Annotated in this window: 19 protein-coding genes; 14 read left to right on the top strand and 5 right to left on the bottom strand. The window is 39.9% G+C overall.

The annotated features are described in order from the left end of the window. Positions 1-2 precede the first annotated feature (2 nt). The 5 genes from L6471_RS11150 to L6471_RS11130 all read left to right on the top strand — a co-directional run bounded on the left by L6471_RS11150 (position 3) and on the right by L6471_RS11130 (position 5775). Positions 3-1088, top strand: a complete 1086-nt coding sequence (locus tag L6471_RS11150) for an isochorismate synthase (protein ID WP_237797341.1) — start codon at positions 3-5, stop codon at positions 1086-1088. Between the two features lie 17 nt (positions 1089-1105). Beyond that, on the top strand, positions 1106-2794 hold the full coding sequence (gene menD, locus L6471_RS11145) for a 2-succinyl-5-enolpyruvyl-6-hydroxy-3-cyclohexene-1-carboxylic-acid synthase (RefSeq protein WP_237797340.1): 1689 nt from the start codon (positions 1106-1108) through the stop codon (positions 2792-2794). Positions 2795-2858: 64 nt separating this feature from the next. Beyond that, complete coding sequence (menB, locus tag L6471_RS11140; protein WP_006282277.1) at positions 2859-3680, top strand: 1,4-dihydroxy-2-naphthoyl-CoA synthase; 822 nt, start codon at positions 2859-2861, stop codon at positions 3678-3680. A 25-nt stretch (positions 3681-3705) separates the two neighbouring features. Then, on the top strand, positions 3706-4752 hold the full coding sequence (locus L6471_RS11135; RefSeq protein ID WP_006282278.1) for an o-succinylbenzoate synthase: 1047 nt from the start codon (positions 3706-3708) through the stop codon (positions 4750-4752). Positions 4753-4782: 30 nt separating this feature from the next. Then, entirely contained in the window at positions 4783-5775 is a 993-nt protein-coding gene (locus tag L6471_RS11130; protein ID WP_237797339.1) for an AMP-binding protein, read from the top strand. Between the two features lie 677 nt (positions 5776-6452). Here the strand turns inward: L6471_RS11130 and aroB are convergent. Beyond that, positions 6453-7499: a 3-dehydroquinate synthase gene (aroB, locus tag L6471_RS11125; protein ID WP_237797338.1), complete on the bottom strand. Its 1047-nt coding sequence runs from the start codon at positions 7497-7499 to the stop codon at positions 6453-6455. A 225-nt stretch (positions 7500-7724) separates the two neighbouring features. Here aroB and L6471_RS11120 point away from each other — a divergent pair, with 225 nt between their 5' ends. Then, on the top strand, positions 7725-10694 hold the full coding sequence (locus L6471_RS11120; RefSeq protein ID WP_237797337.1) for a TonB-dependent receptor: 2970 nt from the start codon (positions 7725-7727) through the stop codon (positions 10692-10694). A 116-nt stretch (positions 10695-10810) separates the two neighbouring features. Here L6471_RS11120 and L6471_RS11115 read toward each other — a convergent pair whose 3' ends face one another. From L6471_RS11115 to L6471_RS11105, 3 genes are read right to left on the bottom strand one after another with little or no spacing between them, the layout of a single operon-like run. Further along, on the bottom strand, positions 10811-11230 hold the full coding sequence (locus L6471_RS11115; RefSeq protein ID WP_006281751.1) for an RNA-binding S4 domain-containing protein: 420 nt from the start codon (positions 11228-11230) through the stop codon (positions 10811-10813). Positions 11231-11245: 15 nt separating this feature from the next. Next, positions 11246-11818 (bottom strand): aminoacyl-tRNA hydrolase, encoded by a 573-nt coding sequence (gene pth / locus L6471_RS11110; RefSeq protein ID WP_006281752.1) that lies wholly within the window; start codon positions 11816-11818, stop codon positions 11246-11248. Between the two features lie 15 nt (positions 11819-11833). Next, positions 11834-12427, bottom strand: coding sequence for a 50S ribosomal protein L25/general stress protein Ctc (locus L6471_RS11105; protein ID WP_006281753.1), 594 nt, complete (start codon positions 12425-12427; stop codon positions 11834-11836). 228 nt (positions 12428-12655) lie between these two features. Here L6471_RS11105 and nusB point away from each other — a divergent pair, with 228 nt between their 5' ends. The 7 genes from nusB to L6471_RS11070 are packed head-to-tail and all read left to right on the top strand — an operon-like array spanning position 12656 to position 17956. Beyond that, entirely contained in the window at positions 12656-13693 is a 1038-nt protein-coding gene (gene nusB, locus L6471_RS11100) for a transcription antitermination factor NusB (protein WP_237797336.1), read from the top strand. A 42-nt stretch (positions 13694-13735) separates the two neighbouring features. Further along, positions 13736-14056 carry a preprotein translocase subunit YajC gene (yajC, locus tag L6471_RS11095; RefSeq protein ID WP_027452993.1) on the top strand — a complete coding sequence of 107 codons (321 nt, stop codon included), beginning with the start codon at positions 13736-13738 and terminating at the stop codon, positions 14054-14056. Next, the gene (locus L6471_RS11090) at positions 14049-15026 is read left to right on the top strand and encodes a CdaR family protein (RefSeq protein WP_173652152.1); all 978 of its coding nucleotides are present in this window, start codon (positions 14049-14051) and stop codon (positions 15024-15026) included. The genes yajC and L6471_RS11090 overlap by 8 nt, the downstream gene beginning before the upstream one ends. After that, positions 15023-15625 carry a dephospho-CoA kinase gene (gene coaE, locus L6471_RS11085; protein ID WP_074613820.1) on the top strand — a complete coding sequence of 201 codons (603 nt, stop codon included), beginning with the start codon at positions 15023-15025 and terminating at the stop codon, positions 15623-15625. Before L6471_RS11090 ends, coaE begins: the two co-directional genes overlap by 4 nt. Before the next feature lie 22 nt (positions 15626-15647). Then, positions 15648-16097, top strand: coding sequence for a DUF5606 family protein (locus tag L6471_RS11080; protein WP_006281758.1), 450 nt, complete (start codon positions 15648-15650; stop codon positions 16095-16097). Positions 16098-16100: 3 nt separating this feature from the next. Beyond that, positions 16101-16967, top strand: a complete 867-nt coding sequence (locus L6471_RS11075; protein ID WP_006281759.1) for a DMT family transporter — start codon at positions 16101-16103, stop codon at positions 16965-16967. Positions 16968-16987: 20 nt separating this feature from the next. Next, the gene (locus tag L6471_RS11070; RefSeq protein ID WP_237797335.1) at positions 16988-17956 is read left to right on the top strand and encodes a calcium/sodium antiporter; all 969 of its coding nucleotides are present in this window, start codon (positions 16988-16990) and stop codon (positions 17954-17956) included. 144 nt (positions 17957-18100) lie between these two features. Here L6471_RS11070 and L6471_RS11065 read toward each other — a convergent pair whose 3' ends face one another. Further along, the gene (locus tag L6471_RS11065; RefSeq protein ID WP_237797334.1) at positions 18101-19150 is read right to left on the bottom strand and encodes a TlpA disulfide reductase family protein; all 1050 of its coding nucleotides are present in this window, start codon (positions 19148-19150) and stop codon (positions 18101-18103) included. Positions 19151-19370: 220 nt separating this feature from the next. On the opposite strand from L6471_RS11065, the gene L6471_RS11060 reads away from it, so the two are divergent. After that, positions 19371-20060: a queuosine precursor transporter gene (locus L6471_RS11060; protein WP_027452989.1), complete on the top strand. Its 690-nt coding sequence runs from the start codon at positions 19371-19373 to the stop codon at positions 20058-20060. Positions 20061-20062: the final 2 nt, after the last annotated feature.

Raw genomic sequence — 20062 nt, 5'->3', positions numbered from 1 at the left:
CGATGGCTCAATACGCGTTATATCGTTTACCCCACCAAGACAGTTATACCTATCTTGCTCAGACGCAGGGTACGCCTCTTATCATCCCTTCTGTTGAAGCTCTCGATGGAAGGGAGGGTTTCGTTTTTGCTCCTTTTTCTCCTTCGGAAGAATGTCCTATTCTGTTGATGCAGCCAGATGTCGTCAAGGTGATGAGGCTGCCAGCTGCAGCGGGTTCTTCTTGTCATCATGCAGAGACTGCTGTATGTCGGACTGCTGATAGCACTATGCCCTCTTGGGATAGTGACGCTGAATGGGAAGATTATGCGAAAGACTTTGCCTGTTTTCATCATGAGTTAACTGAAGGGCATTTTGACAAAATCGTCCTGGCTCGAAAAAGTAAGGTGGTTGGCGAGCATGCTGATGCTGAACAGATGTTTATGGAAGCATGTCATCGTTATCCCCATCTGTTTGTGGCACTCGTTAGCATGGAGCAGTCGGGTACCTGGCTTATGGCTACACCGGAGATATTGCTCGAGGGTGGTAAACAGGAATGGAAAACGATGGCTCTTGCTGGTACGATGGCGGCTCAAAGTATGTCGCAATCGAAAGAGGCGGCAGATGATACCCCTATAGACTATTGGTCGGCTAAGAATATCGAAGAGCAGCAGATCGTGACTTCGTATATAGAGCATATACTGCGTCCTTGCAGTGATGACTTTCAGATGAAAGGTCCGTATACAGTGCATGCCAACAATCTGGTGCATCTTCGTACAGATTTTCATTTCCATCTGTCGTCCAATCATTCTTTCGGAAGTGTGCTCAGTCAGTTGTTTCCTACACCAGCCGTGTGTGGTATGCCGAAGGAAAAAGCCCTGCAGTTTATCCTTGCTCACGAACATACGCCTAGAAAATATTATAGCGGCTTTGTCGGTCCGCTACATCCCGAAGGACATACGCATCTCTATGTAACCCTTCGCTGTATGCAGATTAGTGATGGCGCTTGCGAACTCTATGCAGGAGGGGGATTGCTGAAAGAGAGTACGGATATGAAGGAATTTGAAGAGACCAAACAAAAGATGCAGACCATGTTTGCACTCTTACGATAAAAGATATAGTAAGAAATATGTATAGTAGTAAAGTAAGTGTTAATATATTAACTTCGTTGCTGATTAAAGCAGGTGTCGAGCATGCTGTGGTTTGTCCTGGCAGCAGAAATTCGCCTATTGTACACAATCTGAACGAATGTGACGAGATACAGTGTTATCCGGTTACCGATGAGCGAAGTGCAGGCTTTTTTGCTATGGGTATTTGTCAGCAGGTACAGCAGCCTGTAGTGCTCTGTGTTACATCGGGTACCGCCTTGCTGAATACTTGTCCGGCAGTAGCCGAAGCTTATTATCAGCATCTGCCTCTTATCGTAATCAGTGCTGACAGACCGGCTATGTGGATAGATCAGCTTGACGGACAGACTTTACCACAGCCAGATGCGTTGGGTAAGTTGGTGAAGAAGGCGGTAAATCTGCCTGAACCCCACACCGATGACGAACACTGGTACTGTAATCGACTTATCAACGAGGCTTTGCAAGCGTGTCGTCTTCGTGAGGGTGGACCTGTACATATCAATGTGCCTTTATCAGAACCGCTCTATGAATATACCGTGGAGCAGTTGCCCGATGAGCATATTATCAATAGTATTTTTGCACAGGGAAATCAGACTGCTTTAACAGAATGGGCTAATCACTTTACTACGGCGAACCGTCCGATGGTCGTTATCGGTCAGCTGCCTAAGGAAGCCTTACAGGGAATAGATCTACAGCTTCTAAGTAAGTCTGTCGTGATTCTGAAAGAGTCGTTGAGTCCTGGTCGTATTGCCAATAGCCACTTTGAAAAAGTGCTGGCTATGGTGGGAGAACAAGAGGAGTTACGCCCCGATAAGGTCATTTACGTGGGCGACTGCCTGGTTAGTAAGCGTCTGAAAAAGTTATTGCGTTCTACTAAGAATGCCGAAATATGGACCGCTAATGCAGAGGGTGCAATACACGATACCTTTATGCATCTTGATGGCGTTATCGAGGCTACTGCTGCAGAAGTGCTCGGTGAATTGGTTCATGCTTTTGAGAAGCTCGGTACAATAGAGAGTAGCGAGTCGTCATCGCCATCGGCTATAGAGAGAAAGAATTATCACGAGATGTGGCATCATGCCCTGCAACTCGCATCATCGTGCACACTTAACTATCAACCAAGATATTCTTCAACAGCCACTGTGAAATATCTGCACGAACAGCTTGAAGATATGATGTACGATTATAAGTTGCAATATGGCAATAGTTCTGCCATTCGTCTGGCTAATATCTATGCAGACGACTATGTATATTGCAATAGAGGGGTGAATGGTATCGAGGGGTCGCTCTCTACCGCAGCAGGTATGTCGGCAGCTACTGACGATATCGTATTCTGTGTATTGGGCGATTTGAGTTTCTTCTATGATCAGAATGCGCTGTGGAATCAGAATCTGAAAGGTAATCTGCGTGTAATCATACTCAATAATCACTGTGGTGGTATCTTCGGCAAGTTTGATGGCTTGCGTAAGAGCGCAGCTCGTGACCGTATGGTGATGGGATACCATCATAGCGAAGCCAAGGGAATCTGTACCCAGAACGACTGTGGCTATCTGAAAGCTACCAATATGGAAGAGATGCAGCTCGGCATCGTACAGCTGCTCACCATGCAGACGAATCGCCCCGTAGTACTCGAAGTCTTTACGCAGGAAGATACAGATGTAGAAGCGCTCAAAGCGTATTTTAGCTTATAATTCCAACGGAGACTACAGATAATAACATATATCTTTAATCAGAAATATAATAAAAAAATATACAATGAGAGAATGGAAAAAAATAGAGGGATTCGACTTTAAGGAAATCCTCTTTGAAGAGTACAATCACATTGCGAAAATTACGATCAATCGTCCTCGTTATCGTAATGCTTTCACACCTCTGACAGTGAAAGAGATGAGCGATGCCTTCTTGTATTGTCGTGAGTGTCTTGATATTCGGGTAGTGCTGCTAACCGGTGCTGGTGACAAGGCTTTCTGCTCAGGTGGAGATATGCATGTAAAGGGCCGTGGCGGTTATGTAGGCGGCGATGGTGTGCCTCGTCTGAATGTACTTGATGTACAGATGCAGATTAGACGTTTGCCAAAGCCTGTTATCGCTATGGTTAACGGTTATGCTATCGGTGGAGGTCATGTGCTCCACGTGGTTTGCGACCTGACTATTGCAAGCGAGAATGCTATCTTTGGCCAGACGGGTCCTAAGGTAGGTAGTTTTGATGCCGGTTTGGGAGCTTCTTATCTGGCTCGCTTAGTAGGACAGAAAAAGGCTCGCGAGATATGGTATCTATGCAAGCAATACTCGGCAAAAGAAGCTGAGCAGATGGGTATGGTGAATAAAGTAGTACCATTTGACAAACTTGAGGATGAATGTGTAGAGTGGGCTGAAACCATGATGGAGCGCTCACCGTTGGCTCTCCGTATGATGAAAGCTGGCTTTAATGCTGAACTTGATGGTCAGGCTGGTATCCAAGAATTGGCAGGTGATGCTACCTTATTATATTACACCATGGATGAGGCTCAAGAGGGTGGACGTGCATTCCTGGAGAAACGTAAACCAGACTTTGATAAATATCCTAAATTCCCATAAATATTAATTATTCGTTTTCGAGAATATGGGAAAATTTCATATTGATATAACCGATAGGGTGCTCCATTTCAAGCATCCTGCCGGTACTTCTCGTGGCGTCTATACTACTCGCCATAGTTATTTTCTTACCCTTACATCTGATAGCAAACCGGGGGTAAAGGGTATAGGTGAATGTGCGACATTACCCGATTTGAGTTGCGATACACTGGGATCGGATTATGCCTATGCGCGTACACTCCGTTCTCTTTGTGACCTTTTTTGCGCTACGGGTCAGATTAATTATGATATGTGGCGTCCTTATCCAAGTATGCTCTTCGGTTTAGAAACAGCACTGGCTCAGTGGAATGCGAATGGTTCAAGCCAACTCTTTGATACTCCTTTTGGAAGAGGTGAAGAGGGTATTACAATAAATGGTTTGGTGTGGATGGGCAGTTTTGATGAAATGTATGCCCGTTTACAAGAAAAACTAGATAAAGGCTTTCGATGTGTTAAGTTGAAAATCGGTGCTATTGATTTTGATCAGGAACTCGATTTGATTAAGCATATTCGTGCGTGTTTCAGCAAGGAGCAAGTGGAACTGCGTGTCGATGCTAATGGCGGTTTTACCCCTGAAAATGCGATGAGTCGTCTGCATGCACTTGCTAAATATGATATTCATAGTATAGAACAGCCGATAAAACAACATCAATGGCGTAAAATGGCTCAGATTTGTGCAGCCAGTCCTATTCCTGTAGCTCTTGACGAGGAGTTGATAGGTGTCAATATGCCGGGGATGAAGGCTGAAATGCTTGATACGATCCGTCCACAGTATATTATTCTGAAACCAAGTTTGCATGGAGCTATGTTTGGCAGTGAAGAATGGATTCGTTTGGCCACAGAACGGGGCATCGGCAGTTGGATAACGAGTGCTCTTGAAAGTAATATTGGCTTGAACGCCATTGCACATTTTTGTGCTAAGACGTATGGTCCAGCTGTTACTATGCCACAGGGGTTAGGTACGGGACAACTATTTACTGATAATATAGATATGCCACTGCACATAGAAGGAGATCAGTTGTGGTATCGTGAATAAAAATCATCGGGATTTATCCGAAATATAGCAATGACGTTAGAAGATTTTTTGAAAGAGTGGTATGCTCCCGAGGATGTGCTTTTGGTACATACTTCGGGTTCGACGGGAAAACCTAAACCCATGTATGTGGAAAAGCAAAAAATGCTGAATTCTGCTCGTATCACTTGTAACTTTCTAGGACTTCAAAAGGGGGATAGAGCACTATTGTGTATGCCGCTTGACTATATAGCCGGAAAAATGGTTGTGGTACGAAGTATTGAACGTAAACTGCAACTGATTTCGGTTCGTCCCAGTGGGCATCCTTTAGCTTCGCTTTCTGAAGAAGACCAGAAAAAACCTATTGATTTTGCAGCAATGGTACCGATGCAAGTGTATAACTCCTTGCAAGTAGATGAGGAAAGAGCTAAACTTCGTGAAATACGTCATCTGATTATCGGAGGTGGAGCTATTGATGATGCTTTACAAGCAGAATTGTCCGATTTCCCGAATGCTGTATGGAGTACCTATGGTATGACCGAAACACTGTCGCATATAGCCCTTCGAAGACTAAATGGGTCGGAAGCAAGTGATTGGTATCGTCCGTTTGAGTCTGTACATGTACGTACGAATGCTGATGGATGTCTAGTGATAGATGCGCCACAAGTGCATGCTGGTGAGTTGGAAACACATGATCGGGTGGAATTGAGGACGTGCGATGGTCATACTGAATTCAGAATATTGGGACGAATAGATAATGTCATCGATTCGGGAGGCATAAAAATTCAGATAGAAGAGGTGGAAAGTAAGTTAGCTCCACATCTTGTTCAGCCTTATATCATCACAAAGAAGACTGACGGGAAATTCGGAGAGATTGTGGTGCTCTTGACGGAAGATACGGATATAGAGCATGTAAAGACCGTATGCGAAGCCGTTTTGCCTAAATATTGGCAGCCTCGCCTTTATAGGCATATCCATAAAGTGCCATTGACAGAAACGGGAAAGCCTGCTAGAGGTGAAGCACTTCGTTTCGTGAAAGGCTTATGATCCATATATTTGGTGTTAATAGCAAAATTTCCATGGTAAAACTCTGCCGTAGTTGAAGCTAGAAGCGGCTACAGCTGATTAAATTATCAATAATTGATATATATAGGTTACTTGAACAATACCAGAGACGAGCAACAGGCCCCCGGACAAATAGTATACCGTTACATGGTAATAAGTAAGACATAACAAAAAAGCCCGTACAACAGTACGAGCGAAAAAGTATATATAATAAAAAATATGTGCTATATCATAATATTTCGTCATCATAATGTACTTTTATTATAGCAATTATTAAAGGTAATAATAAAATCCAAGGTGAAGAAATATTACAAAGTAAAATTATAAAAAAAATTGCCCAAATAAATAATACTATTGTCATGATATCATAGTTTATTGGTTATTGTAATAATGCAAATATACAAATTTAATTAGAAAATAAGTTAGGACTAACAAAAAAAATGGAGGACTGCGGGGTAAAATTGTATGTACATAGGTGGCAGCACCTAATATAACATAACACCAAGAACAGGTCTTAAAGCGAGAATCTAGTGTATATTCGGTTGAAGTTCTCCTTTATAACATGCAAAAAGGAAGTTAAGAACTAAACTTGTTTGGTTAAAAGCAAGATAAAAAAGTTCTTAACTCCCTTAGTATGATGAAATCAAAATATTGCAATATTAGCCTTCTCTAAAAAAATCAAGACATTCTTTGATTTCTTCAGTGGTAGCAGTTTGGTTAATCTTGATATTCCCAATATCACCAAGAAGAGTGAAATTAATAGTACCTGCAGTGTTCTTCTTATCATGAGTCATTAATTCGATAAGTTCATCATAATCATCACACGTAATATTTATAGAACCGAAATTATCTTGGATAAAGGAAACCGTTTGACGCATCTTATCTGTAGGGAACCCAGTCTTCATGCAGCTCATATAGAGTTCACAGATCAAACCATAAGCGACAGCATATCCATGCAGTATAGGTGTACGCTTCATGCAGAAGCTTTCGAAAGCATGTCCGAACGTATGTCCTAAGTTGAGAGCCTTGCGAATGCCCTTTTCATGCGGATCTTGTTTTACTATATGCTCTTTTACATTGACAGATTCAGCAACCATACGCTGCAAAGTGTCTAACTCTGGGTGTTGCAGATCAAAATTGACCAGATCTGCCCACATCTTATTGGTACTGATAAGACCATGTTTCAGCATCTCTGCATAGCCAGAACAAATATTTTCCTGATCTAAAGTCTTGAGAAATGTTGTATTAAGAATAACGAATTTAGAATCATTAAATACACCAATTTCATTCTTGAGACCATTAAAGTTGATACCAGTCTTGCCACCGACCGAAGCATCTACCATGGCCAGCAGAGTAGTAGGTATATTGATAAAGTCTATGCCTCGTTTGAATGTGGATGCTGCGAAACCACCTAAGTCAGTAACCATACCTCCACCAAGATTAATCATGCAAGAGTGACGAGTTGCACCTTGTTGGCCTAATGCTTCCCAAACGCTCATCACAGATTCAATGGTTTTGTGATTATCAGAAGCTGGAATAGTAATCAGTTTTGCTTTCTTCAGGCTGAAGAATTTATTGATTACAGGCCAGCATAGTTCTTCTGTTGTCTTATCAGATAAGACAAAGATTTTATCGTGCTCGCATTCAGAAATAGCTGCAGCAAGCTCTTCTTTTAAATTCTTCGATATGATTACCCTCTGTTCCATATTACTAACGTATTTAAGATTTTTGCGAATATCAGTTTGTTATTGTTATTTCGCTCTTTGTGCAAATATACTTGAAAAGCTGCAATTTTCAAAGATTTTTGACATAAAATCTATCAAATCGCTAATTTTTTACTTTCCTTTTAAACCTAATCTGTTTTTTTGCGTCTTATAATTGTGCAGTGTAGCACATAGCAATAAGAAACTAAAGATTTATTATTAATAACAATGAAAAAGCATCTACTCGTGTTATTGATGCTGATAGTATCAACAACAACCTTTGCTCAAACTAGACTGATCTCAGGTGAGATTTTTGACAAATCAACGCAGGACCCTATTATGCAGGCTACTGTGCAATTATTGAAGAAAGATAGTACCTTTATTATAGGAGCCATATCCAATGAGGATGGTCTCTTTACCATTACTGCCCCTGATAATGGTGATTATCTCCTTAAAATTTCTAGTATCGGTTATAAGTCACTTGTTCGTAAAATTAAAGTGGTAGCCGATAAAAACTTATCCATGGGAAAAATTCCTATGACGGGTGATTCGCATATGCTTAAAGGCGTAACGGTAACGGGTCAGGCTGCTAAAGTGGTACTCAAGGAGGATACTTTTGTTTATAATTCTTCGGCGTATCGTACTCCTGAAGGTTCTACGGTAGAAGAATTGGTGAAACGTCTTCCTGGTGCAGAGGTAAGCGATGATGGTACCATCACCATTAATGGTAAAACGGTAAAAAAGATATTGGTAGATGGTAAGGAATTTATGACAGGTGATACAAAGACTGCCCTTAAGAATCTGCCAACTTCTATCGTTGATAAAATTAAGGCTTATGATGAAAAAAGTGATTTGGCCCGTATCACAGGTATTGATGATGGCGAAGAGTCTACGGTGCTCGACTTCGGTATGAAGAAGGGTATGAACAAGGGTATGATATCAAATATAGATTTGTCTCTGGGTACAGATAGTCGTTATTCTGAAAAATTAATGGCAGGTATTTTCCAGGATAATAATCGGTTCATGCTTTTCGGAAGTGCCAATAATGTAAATGATATGGGTTTCCCTGGTGGTGGAGGCCGTGGTCGTTTTGGTAGTGGTCGAGATGGTTTAACAGCAACCAAGATGATAGGTGCGAACTATAATTATGAACTGAAAAATAAGTTGAAGCTTGATGCCAGTTTAAGATGGAACCACTCTGATGGCGATGCTTATACAAAGTCTGCTATTGAAAATTTCGTAGGTTCTTCTGCTTATGAGAATAAAATTGCTCAGAATTACACGCGTAGTAATAGCTGGAATGGTAATATGCGATTGGAGTGGAAACCAGACTCGATGACTAATATCATGTTCCGACCATCGTTTAGTTGGTCTACAAGTGATAGTAGAAGTCATTCTTTCTCAGCTGCTTTTCTTTCTAATCCATACCTTAAGGTAGCTGATCCTCTTTCTACTGAGAGCATTATTAGTTTGGCTAAGGATAGTGCTATCGTTAATACACAAGAGGATAACTCTATTTCTTACTCTAAGACTAATAATGTTAAGGGAATGCTGCAGTACAACCGTAAACTTAATAACATGGGGCGTAACTTTACGTTGCGTGCAGATGCAAGTTATGGCAAGACTGACAGTGAAAGCCTTTCTACAAATGCTGCTCATTTATATTTAGTACAGGCAGCAGACGGTTTAGACTCTACCTACCAGACCAATCGATATAATGTAACACCTTCCAAAAATTATAGTTATTCGCTCCAAGCTACTTATAGCGAGCCATTATGGCGTGCCACTTTCTTACAGTTTAGTTATAAGTTTACTTATAATCTTAACAAGAGTGATCGTTCTACCTATGATTTTAGTAATTTGGGCGAAAATTTCTTTGCCGATGTAACTCCAGCGTATCGTGGATGGGATAGTTACTTGTCTAAGTTGGCTAATCCTTATACCAGTTACTTGGATGACGAGTTAAGTCGTTCTGCTGAGTATAAGAACTATATTCACGAGATTAATGTGATGATGCGTTTGATTCGTCAGAAATATCAACTCAATTTTGGTGTGATGGTTCAGCCTCAGTCTACTAAGTTTACTCAAGATTATCAAGGAGTACATGTAGATACGGTACGTACAGTTACTAATTTCTCACCAACTTTTGATTTCCGTTATCGTTTCTCTAAGGTAAGTAACCTGCGCATTAATTATCGTGGAACTACCTCACAACCAAGTATGACCGACCTGCTCGATATTACTGATGATAGTAATCCTCTTAATATCACAAAAGGTAATCCTGGTTTGAAGCCATCATTCACCAATAAATTCCGTCTGTTCTATAATAATTATATTCAGGCACATCAGCGTGCAATAATGGCTAATGTGAACTTTAGTACCACCCGTAACAGTATAAGCAGTAAGGTAACTTATGATGCACTCACTGGAGGTAGAACAACTCAGCCTGAGAATATTAATGGTAACTGGGATGCAAATGGTGTGTTTATGTTTAACACAGCCATAGACTCTACTGGTTTCTGGAATGTGAATACATTTACGAATGTAGGCTATAATAATTATGTAGGCTATTTGACCTTGGATCAGACCAGTGATTCTCAAAAGAATACTACACGTACACTTACACTCAATGAGCGTTTAGCGGGAAGTTATCGTAATGAATGGCTCGAAATAGAGCTTGATGGTTCTGTTAGGTATACCCATGCACGTAACAAGTTGCAGAGTAGTAGTGATCTCGATACTTGGCAGTTTGCTTATGGAGCTACTGTAAACATTACCTTGCCTTGGGGAATGAGTCTTTCTACAGATCTTCATGAGAATAGTCGTAGAGGTTATGATGATGCTTCTATGAATACGAACGAATTGGTTTGGAATGCACAGTTAGCCCAGAGTTTCCTCAAGGGTAAACCTTTATCGGTGACATTACAGTTCTATGATATTTTAAAACAGCAAAGTAATTTAAGTCGTACGATTAATGCTACTCGCAGATCGGATGTAGAATATAATAGTATCAATAGTTATGCGATGCTCCATGTCATCTACAGAATGAATCTTTTTGGTTCTAAAGAAGCAAGAAATGCCATGAATAGAGGTGAAAGAGAAGGTAGACCAGATTTTGGTGATAAAAACTTCCAAGGTGGTCGCCCACGTGGTAACTTTGGTGGAAATGGTGGCGGCGGTTTCGGCGGTCCGAGATAAAGTCTGATGCAATAATAAAGCGTTTATTATATATTTAAATTTTAGTAAGGTATGTAAAAAGGGGGAAATAATCAATATGATATTTCCCCCTTAATGATATGATGCTACATTGAGAATTAGTCTTCATCGTCATCTTCATCGTCATCCCAACCAAACATGACAGGATCGACAAAGGCATCGATAGCACGACGGTCTTTTTTGGTTGGACGTCCTGTACCTCTGGCACGGTCAATAAAACCGCTGATTCGACTCATTTCAAGTAATTCATACTGTTTTGGATCAGTAACGTTCTCATATACATTGATGAGCAGTTTGGCACCTACACGCTTTTCAATACAATCTAAAACACGAAAAGAATAGGTAATAGGTGGTTTCTTTACATGAATAATTTCACCACGTTTAATCATGTGACTTGGTTTTACATTGCTTCCATTAATGGTAACACGACTATTTTTACAAGCATCGGCAGCAATAGATCGCGTCTTGAAGATGCGAGCTGCCCATAGCCATTTGTCTATTCTTGCTGTATCTGCCATAACTGAATATATTAATTACTTCTTTCCAAGTTTGTTGAATTGGTTCATGGTGTTGTCAATACCACTGAGAACGAAACTCTTGATGATTTCGCCACCAAGATCTATAGCTGGCTGTAGCAGCTTCATATCATCCTCACTGTAATGTCCAAGCACCCAGTCTACTTGTCTGCCACGTGGATAGTCGTTGCCGATACCCATACGTAAGCGTGCATAGTTTTGACCGATAAGCTGTTGAATATGTCCCAGTCCGTTATGCCCACCATTGCTGCCACTAGCTTTTAAGCGGAAAGCACCTAGAGGGAGAGCTACATCGTCACTGATAACGAGTAGATGGCTTTGGTCGATATTCTCTTTGTTAAGCCAGTAGCGAACGGCATTACCACTAAGGTTCATAAATGTTGTAGGCTTCAGAAGAAAGACTTTGCGTCCTTTAATAGAAGTCTCAGCAACAAATCCATATCGCTTATCCTCAAAAACAATATTGGACGCTTTTGCAAAAGCGTCCAATACCATGAAACCTGTATTATGGCGGGTATCCTCATATTCGCTACCAGGATTACCCAAACCACAAATTAAATATTTGTCCATTCAGAACAGTTCGAATTATTCTTCAGTCTGAGCAGCCTGTGCAGCAGCACGAGTCATCTTGATAGAGCAAACTACAACTTCCTTAGGAGTAGCGAGCTCAAGACCCTCGAATGAAAGTTCACCTACCTTAATGCTCTTACCAATCTTCAAAGCAGTAACGTCGATATCGAGGTGCTCTGGAATCTGCTGGTATGGAGCAGTAACGTTGATCTTACGGATAGAAAGGTTCATACGACCACCATCGCGTACACCCTGTGCAAGACCGTTCAACTTAACTGGGATACCAATTGTAATAGGCTTCTGATCGTTAACCTCGTAGAAGTCTACGTGCAATGGAGCGTCTGTTGTAGGGTGGAACTGAATCTCCTTCATGATAGCTGTGTGGCTCTCACCGTCGATAATCAAGTTGATTACATATACGTGAGGAGTGTAGATAATCTTACGGAGTTCCTTAAAAGATACAGCGAAAGAGAAAGCTACTGGAGCACCATTCTCATCTTTCTTCTCACCATACAAGTTACAAGGAACGAAACCTTCCTTACGCAATGCCTTAGAAGCTTTCTTACCAAGGTTCTCACGCTTCTGACCTGTTACATCAATTTCTTTCATAATGTGTTACTCTAAATTAAGTTTAATAATACCGCCTTAATTCGCCATCACACGGATAAGCTCAAAAAAGCTGTGCAAAGGTATACATTTTTTGTGATTCTAACAAATATTCTGGATAAAAACTATAATTTACTGCTTGTTTTCTTGCATATATAGGATAAATACATTACTTTTGCATCGTAATATTACACATTAACAATAAAAAAGTAATCCAAAAATTATTAGAGAATGATTAATAGGGAACTTATAAGAATTAAGATAGTCCAGTTAACCTACGCATACTATCAAAACGGCAACAATAATATGGATAACGCCGAGAAAGAACTGCTTTTCAGTCTTTCTAAGTCATATGATTTGTATAACAATCTCCTCTCTCTTATCGTAGCCATTACTAAAGAAGCTCGTCATCGTGTAGATGTAAATACTGCCCGTGCTCAGCGTGAGGGTACACCTGCACCTTCTGCAAAATTCGCTTACAATAAATTTGCTGTTCAGCTTGAAGAAAACAAGATGCTGAATGAATTTATTGAAAACAAAAAGCAGAATTGGGATGAAGATATTGAATTCGTTCGTCGACTACTCAGTCAAATTGAGCAGAGCGAAGATTATATTACATATATGAATGCCGGTGATTCAGATTACGATACCGATCGTGAATTGTGGCGTAGACTTTATAAACTCTTTATTCAGCGTAATGATGAGCTGGATGGTATTCTTGAAGAGAAAAGCTTATATTGGAATGATGATAAGGAAATCGTAGATACTTTTGTCATCAAAACTATTAAGCGCTTTGAACAGGCTAATAAGGCTGATCAGGAATTGCTTCCAGAATATAAGGATGAAGAGGATCTTGATTTCGCTCGTAAGCTCTTCCGTTCTACCATTCTCAATGCCGACCAATATCAGCGTTATATGAGTGATGCTAGTCGTAACTGGGATTTTAGTCGTCTGGCTTACATGGATGTTGTGATTATGCAGATTGCTATAGCAGAACTTTGTACATTCCCTAATATACCTGCATCAGTTACAATCAACGAGTATGTAAATCTTGCTAAATTATATAGTACTCCTCATAGTGGAGGTTATGTAAACGGTATGCTTGATGGTATAGCTCGTTTCTTGAATGATGAAGGAATCATTGCTAAGCCAATGCCAGAGCGCTCACAGCGTCCTCGACAGGAGCATCCTCAGCGCCCACAGCGTCAGCAGCGTCCACAACAGCAGCGTAGTCCTCGTCCTACATTCCGTAGACGTCGTGAGTATTAATTTTTGGAAATAGACAATAAAAAATTTAACGATAATACATATATGATGAACATGATTTTAGCAGCTCAGGCTGCAGCTGGTGGTAATAACTACAGCTTCCTTATTATGATGATAGCTGTATTTGCATTGATGTGGTTCTTTTTTATCCGTCCTCAGCAGAAACAGCAGAAGAAAATTCGTCAGTTCCAGAATTCTCTTCAAGAAGGTACAAAAGTTGTCATTGGTGGTGGTATCTATGGTACCGTGAAACATATTGATGATTCTAGTAATAAAGTAAGCGTAGAAATTGCTCGTGGCGTTGTAGTGGAAGTAGAGCGTTCTTACGTTTTTGCTGATGCTCGTCAGCAACAGCCTAATGCTTAAACGAATATTACATATTTTCAGAAACTTTCTATTCGGAACAGCCAATAGAGAGTTTCTGATTTTTTTGTTCTTTCTTGCATTGAGTGGAGCCTTTTGGCTAACGATTTCACTTAATGACACCTATGAACAAGATATTGCTGTGCCCGTACGCTTAGTGGGTGTTCCTCGTCAGGTTGTGATCACGGATGATTTGCCGGATACTATAAAGGTGACAGTACGTGATAAGGGTTTTACGATGCTGACTTATTTGTATGGTAATGAGATTCGTCCTATTCAGTTCAAGTATTCTAGCTATGCGAATGAGCAGACCATGAAGGGTGTCGTTCCTGTGGCAGATTTGCAAAAGGCACTTTATGCGCAACTGTATAACTCGAGTAAGATTGTTGCAATTAAGACAGATGGATTAGAATTCGGATTCAATTATGGTCAACATAAGAGAGTGCCAATCCGTTTGAATGGTGATATCAAGTTTAATCGTTCGTTTTATTTGGCGCATAGTAGATTCTGGCCGGAATATGTCACGGTGTATGGTTCGAAAAAGCAACTTGACAGTATCCAGTATGTTACTACACAGTATCTTAAGATGTCTAATCTTGAAGATACAGTATATCAGATTGTGAACTTGAAAAAGATTAGGGGTGTCAAGATTAAGCCAATGCAGGTAAAGGTAGGACTTTACCCTGATATCATGACAGAGGAGTCTATGGAGGTCAAGATAGAAGCGATTAATATGCCGGTAGGTAAAATGCTTCGCACATTCCCTTCTAAAGTCAAGGTCAGTTTCGTAGTAGGGGCTAGTCAATATAGAAATATACATCCAGAAGACTTTAAAGTTGTCGCTGATTACAACGATTTTGGAAATACCCCTTCTGATAAGTGTACTATTTATATTAAAAAGGCTCCGAAGTATATTAGACATTTGCGTCTGTCAATTGATCAAGTGGATTATCTAATAGAAGAAAACGGATGAAAATAGCTATAACGGGTGGCATTGGTTCGGGCAAATCTGTGATCTGTCAGCGATTAGCCAAAAGAGGTATACAGGTATACGATTGCGATTCTGCTGCCAAGCGGTTGATGCGTACTGATAATCTTTTGCAAAAGCAACTGTGTGAATTAGTAGGTGACGACTGCTATAAGGATGGAGTGTTGCAGAAGAAAATCTTAGCTCAATTTCTTTTGGAGAGTGAAGCTAATAAACAGGCTATAAACGAAATCGTACATCCTGCAGTAGCTCGTGATTTTGAAAATAGTGGATATGATTGGATAGAAAGTGCTATTCTTTTCGAATCTCAGTTTCAGAAGCGTACTCATATAGATAAGGTTGTATGTGTAGTTGCACCTATAGACCTCAGGATAGAGCGCATTATGGTTCGTGATAACATCTCACGAGAGAAAGCGCAGGCATGGATTGATACACAGATACCTCAGGAAGAGGTAAAACAAAGAAGTAATTATGTACTTGTATCTGGGCAAGAGGATATAGAACAGCAGATAGATGCCATGCTGGATAAGATGAAGGCAGATGGTGTATGCTATTCCAAGGGTCCGGAGCAACAAATAGAATAAACATAAAAATAAAGTAATAGAAATGGAAACAATTTTAGCAATTGCAGGTAAACCAGGTCTTTATAAACTGGTAAGTCGTGGTAAGATGAATCTTATCGTTGAAGCTATCGACGCTACACATAAGCGTATGCCAGCTTTCGCGTCTGATCGTGTAACAAGTCTCGCAGACATCGCTATGTATACAGACGAGGAAGATATCGCATTATGGCAGGTATTCGAGAACGCATGTAAGAAAGAGGGTGGTAAGCCAGCTTCTATCAACTATAAGAAGGTAAGCAGCAAGGAACTTCGCGACTATTTCGCAGAAGTATTGCCAAACTTTGATCAGGATCGCGTTCACGATAGTGATATTAAGAAATTCTTGCAGTGGTACAATATTCTCGTTAACAATGGCATTACAAATTTTAAGGAGATAATGGCTCCTACAGAGGGTGACAATGTTGACGATCGTCTTGAGAACAGTGCTGAATAAGTCGTGCCTAAACTGAGACATCATTTACTGGCAGCCCTTGTTGTTTTTATTTGGGGAGTTACCTTTGTAAATAGCAAGGTGCTGTTGCAGCATGGATTGGAAGCGCATGAGATTTTTACTCTTCGCTTCCTTTTTGCTTATATTTGCATTTGGTTTATTTCGCCACGTCGTATTTGGGCTGATACTTGGAAAGAAGAGTTACAGTTCTTCTTGTTGGGTATAACGGGTGGTTCTTTGTATTTTGTTACAGAGAATTTGGCAGTCAAGATAGATTATGTTAATAATGTATCTTTTATCGTCTGTACGGCTCCTTTGCTCACAACTATTCTAGCCATTCTGTTTCTCAAGGATGTGCATGCCACTCGTCCATTAATATCTGGATCAGTTATTGCTACATTAGGAGTGGCTTTGGTTGTTTTTAATGGGCATTTTATTTTGAAACTGCATCCGCTTGGTGATTTGCTGGCGTTTTTAGCAGCATTATGTTGGGCGATATACAGTATTCAGTTGCGGAGCATTGGCAGAAAATATGGGGCCATATTTATTACACGCAAAGTGTTTTTCTATGGTTTGTTAACCATACTTCCCATGTTTATATTTCAACCTTGGTCGTTCTCTTTACGAGTACTTCTACAGCCTGTTGTATGGGGAAATTTACTTTTTTTAGGTGTGGTGGCAAGTTTCAGTTGTTTTCTGCTCTGGAGTTGGGTAAGTAAAAAATTGGGAGCCTTGGTAGCAAGTAATTATATTTATCTGAATCCGGTAAGTACAGTTGTAGCTTCTGCCTTAGTACTTGATGAGCCGATGACCTGGTTAGCATATTTAGGATCAGCGTTGATTCTTATAGGTGTTTATTTTTCTAATAAGTAATAATAAAAGATAGCGTATCTATGAATACCTTATTATTAAGTTTTGCCACTAGCATGACATGGCTTAATGTCATATTGCTGATAGCAGGAGTTGTAATCGTTCTTAAAGGTGCAGACTGGCTTACGGATGGAGCTGTTGGTATAGCTGAAAAAATGGGTATACCTCAGTTGGTGATTGGTCTAACGATTGTGGCTATGGGAACCTCTATGCCGGAATTGTGCGTCAGTTTGGTATCAGCACTCAAAAATACACCAGATCTTGCCGTTGGTAATGTGGTTGGTTCTAATACATTTAACACACTTTTAATAGTAGGTTGTGCAGCAATGGTGGCTCCGATAACCGTGCTTCATTCTACGGTGAAGAAGGATATCCCATTTACATTTATTGCTTCTATGTTTCTGTTTATTATGTGCGTAGATGGAAAAATATCTCGTTTGGATGCAGCTATTTTGCTCATCTTTTTCATTCTCTTTATGGTATTAACCTTGCGTACAGCAAAACAGACACCATCAGATGTTGAATTATCAAACAAAAAGCCAATAGCTACAGGTAAGGCGATACTTTTGCTAATTATTGGTATGGCAGGGTTAGTGTTGGGTAGTAATGTATTTGTAGACAATGCTTCTTTTGTTGCAGCTCAACTTGGTGTAAGCGATGCTATAATTGGTTTAACCATTGTAGCTGGAGGAACCTCAATGCCTGAACTTGCTACAAGTATTGTTTCAGCTCGTAAGGGTGACAGTGGTATTGCCATTGGTAATGTGTTGGGTAGTAATGTATTTAATATTCTAATGATATTGGGTGTTACTGGCATTATTTCACCGATGACGATTCAAGGTATTACCACACTTGACCTTTCTATGCTCATTATCAGCATGACCATGTTTTGGTTGTTCTCGTTTACAAAGTATCGGGTAGAGCGATGGGAGGGGCTTGTTCTTTCACTTACTTATATAGGATATTTGAGCTATCTGATCATTAACTTATAATTTATCTTTCTGTTTGAAGATAAGTCAATAATAAAGGGAGAAATTGAAATGTCATTTTCAGTTTCTCCCTATATTATTGGTAGTATTCAGAATATGATTTGTCTTTTGAAAAGTGCAATAAAGTAGCAACAAATATATCTGTTATTATTTTCCAAAGGTTTCGTCCATGAAAGTGTAGAATGCTGGATCTTCGCCAACTATAGTCTTAACAATCTTTCCGTCAGGTCCCACGAGAATTTTGGTAGGGAAGCCTTGGATAGCATAATCACGGAGCACTTTGTTATCACTACTTCTTGGATTATATACATGTAGCCAGTTTAGATTGTATTTCTCTACAGCAGCTTTCCACTTATCTTCCTTATCATTGCAGTCGATACCTAAGATTTCGAATTTGCCTTTGTATTTTTCGTAATATTCCTTCATTTTTGGCATACCCTTAATACACCAGATGCACCATGACCCCCAAAAGTCGAGAAGAACATATTTGCCACGTAGGTTAGAAAGTGATAAAGGTTTGCCATTGATATCGTTTAAAGTGAAATCAGGAGCAATAACTCCTGCAGCTTGTGCCTTTGCAGCAGCAGCTTCCGCTTCCTGTTGTGCTTTAATGCGCATCTTGTTTTGTGCAATGAGAGCTGTATAGTATTCTTTCATACGACCATTTTTTACTCGGTCTGAAAGCATAGTTACAGCATTGTCCATTTCCTCTGGAGTTAATAAATTAGGAATGATGGCAGCACTTGCTTCATAATCAGGATGCAACTTGATAAAGTTCTTAATTGCATCGGAATACTTCTGATTGTCCTCTGTTTTCATGGCTTCTTCCATCATCAAGTCAGCCTCATGATACTGACTGTAAAACTTAGAACCATTTACATCAAAACGGCTGGCGATGTCTCCTTTAAGTTCCATTTTCTCATTAGGAACAGCAATCATCGTGAAAGCATTTCTGTTTTCGCCGCGAAGAGCACCACTATTTGCAAACATGATGTCTGTTGGCTTTTGGAGGTTAAGGGTAAACGCAAATTTGTTATTCTTTACCAAAACGGTATCGATAGGCTTGTTTTGATTGTTGAGGATGATGATAGTATCACCCATACCTTTCATTTCACCCTTAATTTGGAGTTTCCCAGATTGTGCATTTATTGCTTGAGCAGAAAGCAATAGAGTTAAGCCGAATAAAATCTTTTTCATCTTATTTCTTCTTTATATTTGTGTTTCTGTTTAAAATATTGTTCCCTTCTAAATACTTAGAAATGTTCGCATTTTATTTAAATTATCTTGCAAAGATACAAGATTTTTAGTAAAGTACTACTTGTTTTGAAAAAAATGTGTAATTTTGCAGTCCAATTTAAACACGACTAGTGGATAGAATTTATCGAGTGCTTGGTCAACCTCGTAAAAAACAAGAACAATGGAACAAAAACGTAAAATGGTGAGTGTACTATTTATGCTTTTCAGTATACTCTTTTGTGTATGTTTGATAACAGCAAACGTACTCGAAACAAAGCAAATTCAAGTAGGTGCTATTAGTTTGACAGGAGGACTGATAGTTTTCCCTGTTTCGTACATTATTAATGATTGCGTATGTGAAGTTTGGGGGTATCGTAAGGCTCGTCTTCTTATATGGGTGGGTTTTCTTATGAACTTTTTCTTTGTCTCATTGGGTGCCCTGTGTGACTGGATTCCTGGCGCTTCATATTGGACTAATGATGCAGGTTTTCATGCTATATTCGGGTTGGCACCTCGCATTGCAGCAGCTTCGTTTATAGCTTTTTTGGTAGGTAGTTTCGTTAATGCGTATGTCATGAGTCGTATGAAGATACGCGATGGTGGACGTCATTTTTCAAGTCGTGCTATTTGGAGTACAGTATTGGGCGAAAGTGCAGACAGCTTGATATTTTTCCCGTTAGCATTGAGCGGAATAGTACCTACAGTAGAATTATTTAAACTTATGATCTGGCAGGTATTGCTTAAGACTGTTTACGAAATTATCGTATTGCCAATTACCATATGTGTGGTAAAGGCATTAAAAGATCATGAGGGTGAAGATGTCTATGATGAAGGCATTTCATACAACGTTTTGAAAATATTTAATTTATAAGC

Source organism: Segatella bryantii, from assembly GCF_022024215.1.
GTDB lineage: Bacteria > Bacteroidota > Bacteroidia > Bacteroidales > Bacteroidaceae > Prevotella > Prevotella bryantii.
Note: the sequence above shows the minus strand (reverse complement) of the source record. Positions and strands in the feature narration are given on the sequence as shown.